Here is a 10922-nt window from a genome sequence, read left to right as displayed (position 1 = left end):
CTTTTTCTTTTTTATGTTTAGCCTATATGCTTATCGAGTACTTTTACTGTTTTCTCTAGCTTTTTTTAAATCATCACGAACACTTTTATCCCAAAGCTTTACACCAGAATTATAAGCTGCTCGACTGATTAAGTGACCTGATACAGGTGCAGTGAAGAAGACAAATAGGATTCCAAGTAAAACACGAGAGTTAAAATGACCGTGCTCCATATAGAAGTAGATAAATGTTCCAAGCATGATGGACATGATACCTAATGTAGCTGCTTTAGATGCCGCATGGTTCCGTGTATACACATCAGGTAGTCGAAGTAAGCCAAAGGTAGTGACTAAGCTTAAAAATGCTCCAAGTAAAATGAGTATAGCAACGATGATTTTACTTATTTCGATCATGCTCAATAATCACTCCCTTCTCTAAATATTTAGCCATCGCAACTGTTCCGATAAACGCTAATATTCCGAGAAGTAGAATAACCTCAAGGAAGGCATATGTATCAAGGAAAATCGATACTAATGCAATTACAGCAATCAAGTTAATGCCTAAAGCATCTAAAGCAATTACTCGGTCTGGAATAGAAGGACCTTTAATAACACGATATATTAAGCCGAGCATAGAGAGAGAAATACATACTAGCGCAATTGCAATGATAATTTGAAACATTATCGGCTCACCTCCATAATGGCTTTTTCAAACGTATTTTTGATACCATCGATTTCTGATTGAATATCATCATTAAGATCCATTGCATGTACATAAAGAGTTTTGTTGTCTTCAGATACTTCTATTACGAAAGTTCCTGGTGTTAATGTAATTAAGTTAGCTAAAGTTGTGATTTCCCATGGCTGCTTTAACTCTGTTTCTAAAGCGAAAATACCAGGTTTTATATCAAGCTTTGGTTTTAGAATAACTTTAAGCACAGCGATATTTGAAAGAATTAGCTCTTTAATAAAGATGAGAATCAGCTTTATAACTGCCCAAACTCTAATCATATAAAAACGTGTGTTAAAGAATCTTCTAAAGCTTAACAAGATGAGCATTCCTAATAGAAATCCAACGATGAACGATGTAGGGTTGTAGGAATGAGATAAAAACATCCAAACTAAAGCTAAAACAAAGTTTAATAATATTTGAAATGCCATTTCACATTACTCCTTTATGACCGCATTAATATAGATATCCGGATTCATTAATGTTTCAGTAGCTTGGGAGATATACGGTAAAATCTTTTCCACGCCTAAACCGAATGCAAGTGAAATTGCAACAAGTAGAATCGCTGGTCCGAGTAAAGTGATCATTGATTTGGAAGGTACAGCTTCCGTTTTGATAGGTGCGCCCCAAAAACCATTGATGAAGATTTTCATGACAGAATATAATACGAACAAGCTTGAAGCTAGAATGATAAACATACCAAAGTAAGCTTTTGCTTCAGCAGCACCTTGTAGAATCATTAGCTTTCCAGCAAATCCACTTAACGGTGGAATACCTGCTAGTGAAATGGCAGCAACGAAGAATGTCCAGCCCACGAGTGGATAGTCTTTAATAAATCCACCCATTTTTCGCAAGTCACTCGTACCCGCAATTCTAGCCATAAGACCCACTAATAGGAATAGGGCAGCTTTAATGATCATGTCATGAACTAAGTAAAGAATCGTTCCTGTTGTTCCCGTTTCGTTACTTAATGAAATTCCAAATGCAAGCACACCTACGGCAATAATGATGTTATAGATGATGATTTTCTTAACATCCCAGTATGCCACTGCTCCAATAACACCAATAATAATCGTCAGTAGGCCTATTCCACCAAGTAATGCGTGCGTATAATCTATGTCATGGTAGAACAGTAGTGTATACGTACGGAAGATGGAGTAAATACCAACCTTCGTTAATAGTGCTCCGAATAATGCTAACACTGGTGCTGGAGCTGCATAGTATGAACCAGGTAACCAGAAGAATAATGGAAACACAGCACCTTTTAATCCGAATACGAATAAGAAAAGAACGGCGATGACAGTGATGATGCCAGGCTGTCCGATTTCAGCGATTTTTCTTGATAAGTCAGCCATATTTAATGTTCCTACTACTGAATATAGGTAGGCAACAGCGATAACGAATATAGCAGATGAAATAACGTTTACTAAAATATATTTGATTGTTTCTCTTAATTGAATCTTCGTTCCTCCAAGTACAAGAAGTACATAAGAAGACATTAGCATTACTTCGAAGAATACAAATAAGTTGAAAATATCACCTGTTAAGAAAGCTCCGTTAACCCCAACTATTAATAATTGGAATACCGTATAGTAATAGTAGCTTTCTCTTCCAGTTCCGATTGAACGGAATGAATAGATAAGTGAACTAAAACCAATTACATTGGTAGTTAGTACAAGAATACTTGCAAGCATATCTGCGGCGATAGTAATACCAAATGGAGCGTTCCAACTGCTCACATCAAGCGTAAGTATGCCGTTAGTGTGGACTGCCGTTACTAAATATAAAGAAAGTCCAATTCCGACAATAAAGGAGAGCAGGGAGATAATTCTCTGCACCTTAATATTTCGGAAGAAAATAAGAATGATACCTGTAAGTAGAGGCAGTAATACAGGCATTAATACGATGTTATGACTATTCATTTGATTCGTTTCCTCTCAGTAGGTCCATATTATCTGTTCCAAGCTCTTGGTACGCACGATAAGCTAGTACAAGGAAGTAAGATGTTACCCCAAAGCTAATAACAATTGCTGTTAAAATTAGAGCTTGTGGTAGAGGATCTACATATGATTTAGCATGTTCCCCAAGTAGTGGTACTGCTCCACGTTTTAAGCCACCCATTGTTAAAATTAATAAATGTGCCCCATGACTTAAAAGTCCTGTTCCAACAATAATTCGTAAAATACTCTTAGAGAGCATTAAATAGACTGCACATGTAAATAGAATTCCAATTACAACTGCCATTAAAATTTCCATTATTCACTCTCCCCTATACTTTTAATAATGGTCATTGTTACGCCTACAACCACGAAATAAACGCCTAGGTCAAATAAAGCGGCAGTGTGTAAAGAAGTTTTGCCGAGTATCGGTAAATCAAAATAACCGAAATAATGAGTCAGGAATGGATCGCCCATAAAGACCCCAATTAATCCAGTTGAAACCGACGTTAATAAACCAATCCCAATTAAAAATCGATAGTTAATAGGTAAGATCCATTCTACCGTTTTCATATCGAAAGCAATCATGATTAAAACAAGCGCTGCAGATGTCATTAAGCCACCAACAAAACCGCCCCCAGCATAGTAGTGACCAGAGAAAAATAAACGGATTGAGAATAGAATGATGACGAATGCAATGACTTTCGTAGCCGTTTGAAGAATAATATCATTTGTTTTCATTCGCGTTTTTTCCTCCTTTTTTTGTTAGTCGCAGTTTAATCATGGCGTAAATTCCTAATGCAGCAATTCCAAGTACCGTAATCTCAAACATTGTATCAAGTCCACGATAGTCGACAAGAATTACGTTTACCATGTTTTCTCCGCCGGCTTCTGTGTACGTCTTATCAATGTAAAATTTCGAAATGCTTTCTTTTAGCTTTGTTGAATGAGCTGATAAAGCAATTAGAGTAACAATAATACCTACGCCAAGTGAAATCATGAAGTTAGTTAACTTAAATGTTAAACGCTCTTCTTTACGGAACTTCTTCGGTAGGTGATAGAAACATAATAAGAATAATGCTGTAGAAATCGTTTCAACTACTAGCTGAGTAAGAGCTAAGTCTGGTGCTCTGAACAGAACGAAGAATAAAGAAACGGTATAACCTACAGATCCTAAAATGATAATCGATGTTAAACGAGATTTAACAAATAATATCGAAATAGCCCCTAGTGCAATGATGATAGCAAGAATTACTTCATAAAAGCGAATCGGTGCTACATTGCTTACACTAACTGTTAAAGCGTCTTTCCAATAAAGTGTTATGCCGAGAGAAATGATAAAGAATAAGAAGGCATAAACTAGATAGTTACGAATGAAACCTGTCATGAAGAACTTAGCGATACGGAATGAACCTTTCTCCATTAAACGAAGGCTATTATCGTACAGTGAGTTAAACGATAGTTTTTCTGGAAACACGTTGTAAACTGGTTTCCATTTTGGCCATGTTTTATAAAGGATGATTCCTAGTAAAACTACGCCAATTGTCATCATTAATTCTGGTGTGAATCCATGCCAGAAGGAAATGTGAACGCCGTAATCAGCCGGTAAAACATCACCGAGTATAGCTGATGCAGCTGGTTTAATTAAAGTATCACTTAAGATGTTTGGGAATAAACCAAATGTAATAACCAATAAGGCCAAAATAATTGGTGGAATTAACATACCAATTGGAGCCTCATGAGGTTTTCTATCCAATTTCTCAGGCTGAAGTTTACCTGTAAATGTTTTGAAAAAGATAATCATGCTGTACGTAAATGTAAACACACTAGCGATCCAAGCAATGACAGGGAATAGCATACTCCATGTTTGCAAATTAAAGATGTCTAATGAAAGTACAGATAACATGCCTGTAAAGAACATTTCTTTACTTAAGAAGCCATTAAATGGCGGAAGTCCAGCCATCGAGAACGTACCAATTAATGCAATTGTAAATGTAATTGGCATTAGCGACATTAAGCCACCAAGCTTACGAATATCACGCGTTCCTGTTTCATGATCGACAATACCTACAACCATGAATAGGCTTCCTTTAAATGTAGCGTGATTAATTAAATGAAACACAGCTGCGATTGTTGCTGCGATATAAATATTATCATCGAGCCCAGGATAGTGTAGAGCAGCAGCTCCAACGCCCAACAGAGACATAATTAGACCTAATTGGCTAATTGTTGAATAGGCAAGAATTCCTTTTAAGTCGGTCTGTCTTACTGCAGAGAAAGAACCCCATATAAGTGTTAATAATCCAATTCCTCCAACTAACCATAGCCATGTACCAGATTCAGCAAAAACAGGGCTTAGCCTTGCTACTAAATAGATACCTGCTTTAACCATCGTTGCTGAATGTAGGTAAGCACTAACAGGAGTAGGTGCTTCCATTGCATCAGGAAGCCAGATATGGAAAGGAAATTGAGCTGACTTCGTAAATGCTCCTAATAGAACTAGTAGCATTGCAGAAAGGAATAGAGGATGAGAGATCAGGATATCAGCTTGACCAATTAACTCTCTTATACTGAAAGTTCCACCCATTACATAAAGGAGTACGATTCCTCCAAGCATACTTAAGCCACCAAATACAGTGATAAGCATGGACTTTTGCGCACCATAACGTGAACGCTCGCGGTGATACCAATATCCAATTAGTAAGAAGGAAGATAAACTTGTAAATTCCCAGAACATATAAAGGACAATTAGGTTATCAGATAAAACGACGCCAAGCATGGCACCCATAAATAGTAGTAAATATACATAGAAATTATGTAGTTTCTCTTTATCTTTTGATAAATAAAAAATGGAGTACAATACCACTAAAGAACCAATACCAGTAATAAGTAAGGCGAATAATAATGAAAGTCCGTCAACAATTACTTCAAAGTTGATACCGAGGGAAGGAATCCATTGAAGGGTTTCATGAATAATGGAGCCGTTACTAATTTCGGGAATTTTCCGAATAAAGTATACGAAAAGTAAAAGTGGTAGTACTAAGACAAACCATCCCGTATGTACACGACGAAAAGATTTGTACAGTATAGGTATTATGATAGCCAATAGAAAGGGCGAAAGGATAGCCCAATGCAATAATGACATATAATCCCCCCTTATATTTTTATAATGTAAATGGAATAAAAAATACTTTCTTTCTAGCATTTACGTTTTTACCAAAATACATGAAAGAAAGGTTCAAAAAGTAAAATACCAGTTTCTTTATTTTTTGTAAATGGTATTCCTTACAAGCATTTACTCGTTACAATTATAGCGTAAAAATTTTGTGCTTGCATGAGAATCCCTTACTATACCAATGTTTTTATCTTACTTAATAAATAAGAAGAAACTCGTCTTATGAATAAAAAGTTTTTTTGAAATATGCAAGATATTAGTGAGGTTTTTCAAAGGGAATGTAAGTCGAGTATATGGTTTTTTTACTAAAAAATAGAAGAAAAAATATTTATAAGAAGTAGTAGTATTGTTCTTTTCTTATAGATTTAGCATAATGAAAGAATAGTCGAAAAATAGCTGTTTAGGAAATATTATATGGACAGCATACAAAAAGAGGTCGAGGCATGAGGAGTACTTACTTCACTGGATATTTCCCATTGATTTCTATTATCTTATTTAGCTTATCTTACGCTATCTATTCAGAGGGGCAAGCGATGGAAGTGCTTAAGACGATGGGGTTGTACGGTGGATTGTTGGAGTTTTTTTCAGATACAGGTATTAAATTAACGTTGTTATTTATTTTGTTTTTACTTTTTTTTATGATGTTTTCAGCATTAAAGCTAATAGCTGACACTCTTTTACAAATATCATTATTACTGTTTTCTAAAGAAATTAGTGGAGATAGCTTAAAAAGTGTTCGAGTGGGATCAATCATTTATCTTATTGGTAGTGGTGTATCAATTTTCTGTAATATTTCATTTGCAGCCATAACGTTAGTTTTTTTTATAACATCAATGATTGCGTTCACTTATTTTATTTATAAAGCTAGTGCTTATTTATCTTCAGCAGGATTAATGGGAATGATTTTTTTTCATACATTTGTATGGTGCAGTTTAATAGCGGTTGTTGGTTATTCAGTTCTGAAACTATATAATAGTTTACTCGCTAGCTTGCCAATCTAGAAAAAATAGAGGTGTCCATGAGAGTAATTAATAATTACTTTCACAGACACCTCTATTCGTTTTTGAATCTACGTATTAGGTAAATCCATACTTATTTAAATTTTCTTTTTGAAAAAGATGCAAAAAATAATAATTTGATTCTGATAGAAATTTCTTTCTAGCCATTTGGAGCCTAGCTATATCCTGGGTTGCGGAAGCATAGTAAAATTCTTGGAAAGGAGATAGTTCACCTGTTTGTTTGTGAAGATGATTCAATATATTAATCGCTTCTTGTTTACGGTTCATGATGATAAGTCTATGAGCGGCTTCTGAGGGGTCTGGAGGAATATAATGTATATTGGTTTGCCAAATGTTTTCTACAAAATATAAGGTAGATTGTTGTTTTTGTAAATGAAATTTCACGCATGATGTTGAGAGTGTTAATAAATTCTCACATGCTTTATTTAGCCAATAAAGAGTGTCCTGATAGTTAGTGAATGTATAACTAGCCCCCATGACATGGTATAGCTGCGAATGAGTTAGAGGATAGTATGTTTGTAACTCTTCCTTGAATATGTCTTTACATAGCTCCCTACTAATAGATACTTTGTTAATCATTAAATAGGAAGCTGAACATAGTAGTAATAATTGAAATCTATAGGCGTTCCGTAAATAGTCGTTATCAATTTGTTTAATGAGAAGTAAAACATGTTTACTCAAAGTATTGAAATGATCATATAATCTTAAACAATAAACTCCATATAAAAATAGCAGTAGAGAAAATACTTTCATCTCTTTTGTTGTTGTCGGGATAGTGAGAGTTTGATTAATTAAATCTTGTGGGGTAATAGTATCTGTGTGGTGACGTATCAAAAGATAATAAAGAGAAGCCCATGTTTGTATATTTTTATCTTCTGATTTTTTTAGTTTTTCTATTAAAGCCGATAGCTCATCTGAATCGCCTTCCATATGATAAAATTCTAGTAAGACAGGGATATTTATATAATCAGCATATATGTGATACATACTTTTTATAATTCTTTTTTGTTTGGTATAGTTTAACGAATACTTTTTTTTTAATAAAGAAATCGTATTGTTTGTTTCAGTTATTTTTTCGAAAAATTTCATTTTACGATTTGAAAAATGATCAATATTAGTAAGGGGTGTAGGAGGAATAAAAAGATAATCTTTATATGACTGATTTACTAGATTCTTTGTCAGAAGAATACCTCCTTTATAGCGAGAGTTTGTAAATTTTTAAATATTTTATCATACTAAAGGGCGGAATACTATATCAAAAGTAATATTTTCCCATACCTTAATAGAGAAGGAATAATATAAAAATATCAAGGCTACTCTTCGCTTGAGGAAATCATCGAAGAGTAGCGTTAGTATCTATAATTGACTCATAATACTTCGCCAAATGTAAAGGTGAGGTGAGGAGATATATTCTATATTCTCCGGTAAATCCTTACCAACCCAAACGCCAGTGGTATATGTGTCGTTTAACCCTATAAACCATAAATCTTTCGTATCGTTTGTTGTTCCTGTTTTTCCTCCAATATATCCAGCAGTTGAATAATTAGCCTTTCTTGCAGTTCCTTCCGTAACAACAGAGTTTAGCAGCTTTCTCATTTTACTAACTGTACTGCTTTTCCATACTTTTACTGGTTTATTATGCCACTGATACAGTATTTTTCCGTTTTGATCGGTTATTTTTCGTATGGCTCTTGGTTGTTGATAGTCTCCATCATAGAATGAAGTATAAGCAGCCGTTAGTTCTAGTGGGCTCATACCATATGTAAAGCCACCGATAGCAGCAGGGAGTCGGTAGTCCTTCTTTTCCACTTTTTGAAAGTTGAAATAATCTAAATAAGCAAAGCTGTTCCTTATTCCATTCTGGTCAAACAAGCGTAAAGCAGGTGTGTTATACGATCGAGAAAATGCCTTTAGGATAGAAACTCTTCCATAACTTCCGTTACCAGCATTTCCTGGGCAATAGCCATCTTTGCAAAAGGATGAACCATCTACTGTTTCATATAGCGATGCTTCTTTCATGTCTAGATAGGGACCATATACAAGTAATGGTTTAATGGCAGAGCCTGGTTGGCGAAAACTTTGATATGCGCGATGAAAAGAATATTTTTTATAATCTTTTGCCCCAGTCAAAGAGACAAGCTCGTGCGTATGATGCTGTATAACTACTACAGAACTCTCTATATCTGGATAAGGAATATAGTCTTGCATAGAATGCTGTACTTGCTTCTGTAACTGCTGATCTAATGCAGTATGAATCGTTACACCTGATTCTAGTAAATGTTTCACTTTATCATTTAGCTTTTTCTCTGTTTCATTACGTACTGTTTCACTCGTACTATTTAAATTTCGATTGTAGCCTTCTTGGTCAGCAACGAGTTGTCGTACTTCTTTTTCAACATATGTCACATAATCAGGATAGCGATCGATAGTATTACCTTGTTTAAGCACAAATTGTTGTTGTTTTATGGACTCTGCTTCATTTAGGGACAACTTGTTTTGTTGGGTTAGTTGGTCAATGATTCTTTCTTGACGGATTTTTGTCTCCTTAAAATGCTTTATTGGATTGTATAGGCTCGGATTATTTGGAATTGCAGCAAGAAATAAGAGTTCACCTTTGCTCAATTGTATCGTAGGTTTATTAAAATAAGTTTGAGCAGCAGCTTCAATTCCGTAAGCTCCATTCCCAAAATATATGGCGTTAATGTACATCTCAAGGATTTGATCTTTCGAATAATGCTTTTCGATTTCAAAAGAATATAGTAGCTCAGTTAATTTACGGTTGTATGTTTTATCTTGATTCAAATATAAATTTCGAGCTAATTGCTGAGTAATTGTACTACCACCTTGCTTGATATCGTTTTGTTTTGAATTGACAAGAATAGCTCTACCAATAGAAGCAAAATCAACACCTTGATGTTCAAAAAAAGTACGGTCCTCCGTTGTGACAAATGCATCTTTAAGTACTTGAGGAATATCGATATCTGCAAGATAAATTCGTTTTTCATTGTTTGTTATTTGAGAGATGACTTCTCCATTACCAGCAGTAATATAGCTCATACTGGGAAGTGAAATGTCGTCTATCGTAACGTTAGCCTCAATATATTCACCAAAGGGTGTGTATTTCAACCACTCGCTATATAAATTACTGAAAAGTAAAGCCATAATTGGGATGGTGATGAGGATGATTATATAGCCCATAAAAGTTTTCATTCAGTTACTTCCTTGATAATAATATATTGTCTGTAAATTGTCTCATTTAGTTATTCATTAACTATTTCGGCTAAAATTAAAAATGTTTTAAATTGTTATGTAGTTTCATATTCTTATTTAGAAAAAATTGAAAAAACAGTATGATAATCTGATATAATTTTGTATAGCACATAGAGGAAAGCCTACATTTCGTAAAAAAATAGATACATTTGTGAGGAAGGAGGGATAGTATGGAACAAAATCATCAGTATATATTTATCGATTTTGAATTTACGATGCCTGAAGGTAAGATGAAAATGGACGGGTTCTATCCAGAGATTATTGAAGTTGGCGCTGTTGTAGTGAAGAATGATGAAATAATAAGTGAGTACTCTGAATTTGTTAAGCCGAAACGTTTCCCCGTTCTTTCAAAACGATGTAAAAATTTTTTAGGTATTGAACAGAGCAAAGTAGATAAAGGTGTAGCATTTGAAGTATTAATAGAGAAATTAACTTCTTTCGAGAAAAATGGTAAGAGTACAATTGTAACATGGGGTAATATGGATATGAAGGTTTTGCGCCAGAACTGTCAAGCGAATGGTATGAAGTTTCCATTTAAAGGAGCACTCGTTGATTTATCAATGGAATATAAGCGTTTCTTTGGGGACCAAAATCAAACAGGCCTATGGAAAGCTGTGAAGGAATATGGAACAGATGGTGTCGGGAAACATCATAGAGCGTTAGACGATGCTCTAACTACTTATAATATATATAAGCTAGTAGATAAAGATAAAAAGTACATGGAAAAGCATGAACCGACTACTATTGGAGACTTAATAGATTTATCGGAAGTATTCAATAAGTTCGCATAAAAAAGCCAAATCATCATAACGATT

Annotated in this window: 11 protein-coding genes; 2 read left to right on the top strand and 9 right to left on the bottom strand. The window is 34.6% G+C overall.

Going from position 1 to position 10922, the window contains the following annotated elements:
* Positions 1-30 precede the first annotated feature (30 nt).
* From mnhG to TX86_RS21860, 7 genes are read right to left on the bottom strand one after another with little or no spacing between them, the layout of a single operon-like run.
* Positions 31-390 carry a monovalent cation/H(+) antiporter subunit G gene (gene mnhG / locus TX86_RS21890; RefSeq protein WP_042352183.1) on the bottom strand — a complete coding sequence of 120 codons (360 nt, stop codon included), beginning with the start codon at positions 388-390 and terminating at the stop codon, positions 31-33.
* Complete coding sequence (locus TX86_RS21885) at positions 374-610, bottom strand: Na(+)/H(+) antiporter subunit F1 (RefSeq protein ID WP_439096867.1); 237 nt, start codon at positions 608-610, stop codon at positions 374-376. The genes mnhG and TX86_RS21885 overlap by 17 nt, the downstream gene beginning before the upstream one ends.
* Positions 611-657: 47 nt before the next feature.
* The gene (locus tag TX86_RS21880) at positions 658-1137 is read right to left on the bottom strand and encodes a Na+/H+ antiporter subunit E (RefSeq protein ID WP_042352180.1); all 480 of its coding nucleotides are present in this window, start codon (positions 1135-1137) and stop codon (positions 658-660) included.
* A 6-nt stretch (positions 1138-1143) separates the two neighbouring features.
* On the bottom strand, positions 1144-2628 hold the full coding sequence (locus tag TX86_RS21875) for a Na+/H+ antiporter subunit D (RefSeq protein ID WP_042352179.1): 1485 nt from the start codon (positions 2626-2628) through the stop codon (positions 1144-1146).
* A complete protein-coding gene (locus tag TX86_RS21870; RefSeq protein ID WP_042352178.1) occupies positions 2621-2962 on the bottom strand; it encodes a Na(+)/H(+) antiporter subunit C in 342 nt (113 codons plus the stop codon). Before TX86_RS21870 ends, TX86_RS21875 begins: the two co-directional genes overlap by 8 nt.
* On the bottom strand, positions 2962-3384 hold the full coding sequence (locus TX86_RS21865; RefSeq protein ID WP_042352176.1) for a Na(+)/H(+) antiporter subunit B: 423 nt from the start codon (positions 3382-3384) through the stop codon (positions 2962-2964). Before TX86_RS21865 ends, TX86_RS21870 begins: the two co-directional genes overlap by 1 nt.
* On the bottom strand, positions 3371-5788 hold the full coding sequence (locus TX86_RS21860) for a Na+/H+ antiporter subunit A (RefSeq protein ID WP_042352175.1): 2418 nt from the start codon (positions 5786-5788) through the stop codon (positions 3371-3373). Before TX86_RS21860 ends, TX86_RS21865 begins: the two co-directional genes overlap by 14 nt.
* Before the next feature lie 473 nt (positions 5789-6261).
* Here TX86_RS21860 and TX86_RS21855 point away from each other — a divergent pair, with 473 nt between their 5' ends.
* Positions 6262-6819: a DUF5366 family protein gene (locus tag TX86_RS21855; protein ID WP_042352174.1), complete on the top strand. Its 558-nt coding sequence runs from the start codon at positions 6262-6264 to the stop codon at positions 6817-6819.
* A gap of 75 nt (positions 6820-6894) precedes the next feature.
* Here TX86_RS21855 and TX86_RS21850 read toward each other — a convergent pair whose 3' ends face one another.
* The gene (locus TX86_RS21850; protein WP_230203707.1) at positions 6895-7926 is read right to left on the bottom strand and encodes an AimR family lysis-lysogeny pheromone receptor; all 1032 of its coding nucleotides are present in this window, start codon (positions 7924-7926) and stop codon (positions 6895-6897) included.
* Positions 7927-8193: 267 nt separating this feature from the next.
* Positions 8194-10047 (bottom strand): transglycosylase domain-containing protein, encoded by a 1854-nt coding sequence (locus TX86_RS21845; protein WP_042352170.1) that lies wholly within the window; start codon positions 10045-10047, stop codon positions 8194-8196.
* 230 nt (positions 10048-10277) lie between these two features.
* Between TX86_RS21845 and kapD the strand changes: the two genes are divergently transcribed.
* On the top strand, positions 10278-10898 hold the full coding sequence (gene kapD, locus TX86_RS21840) for a 3'-5' exonuclease KapD (protein WP_042352168.1): 621 nt from the start codon (positions 10278-10280) through the stop codon (positions 10896-10898).
* Positions 10899-10922 lie beyond the last annotated feature (24 nt).

The organism is Bacillus massiliigorillae, from assembly GCF_000380245.2.
GTDB classification, from domain to species: Bacteria; Bacillota; Bacilli; order Bacillales; family DSM-1321; genus Bacillus_AD; species Bacillus_AD massiliigorillae.
This window is presented reverse-complemented; position numbering and strand designations above follow the sequence as displayed.

Excerpts from the sequence above, each read along its gene's own strand:
- mnhG (WP_042352183.1), bottom strand. The coding sequence starts at position 390 with ATGATCGAAATAAGTAAAATCATCGTTGCTATACTCATTTTACTTGGA.
- TX86_RS21885 (WP_439096867.1), bottom strand. The coding sequence starts at position 610 with ATGCTCGGCTTAATATATCGTGTTATTAAAGGTCCTTCTATTCCAGAC.
- TX86_RS21880 (WP_042352180.1), bottom strand. The coding sequence starts at position 1,137 with ATGGCATTTCAAATATTATTAAACTTTGTTTTAGCTTTAGTTTGGATG.
- TX86_RS21875 (WP_042352179.1), bottom strand. The coding sequence starts at position 2,628 with ATGAATAGTCATAACATCGTATTAATGCCTGTATTACTGCCTCTACTT.
- TX86_RS21870 (WP_042352178.1), bottom strand. The coding sequence starts at position 2,962 with ATGGAAATTTTAATGGCAGTTGTAATTGGAATTCTATTTACATGTGCA.
- TX86_RS21865 (WP_042352176.1), bottom strand. The coding sequence starts at position 3,384 with ATGAAAACAAATGATATTATTCTTCAAACGGCTACGAAAGTCATTGCA.
- TX86_RS21860 (WP_042352175.1), bottom strand. The coding sequence starts at position 5,788 with ATGTCATTATTGCATTGGGCTATCCTTTCGCCCTTTCTATTGGCTATC.
- TX86_RS21855 (WP_042352174.1), top strand. The coding sequence starts at position 6,262 with ATGAGGAGTACTTACTTCACTGGATATTTCCCATTGATTTCTATTATC.
- TX86_RS21850 (WP_230203707.1), bottom strand. The coding sequence starts at position 7,926 with ATGAAATTTTTCGAAAAAATAACTGAAACAAACAATACGATTTCTTTA.
- TX86_RS21845 (WP_042352170.1), bottom strand. The coding sequence starts at position 10,047 with ATGAAAACTTTTATGGGCTATATAATCATCCTCATCACCATCCCAATT.
- kapD (WP_042352168.1), top strand. The coding sequence starts at position 10,278 with ATGGAACAAAATCATCAGTATATATTTATCGATTTTGAATTTACGATG.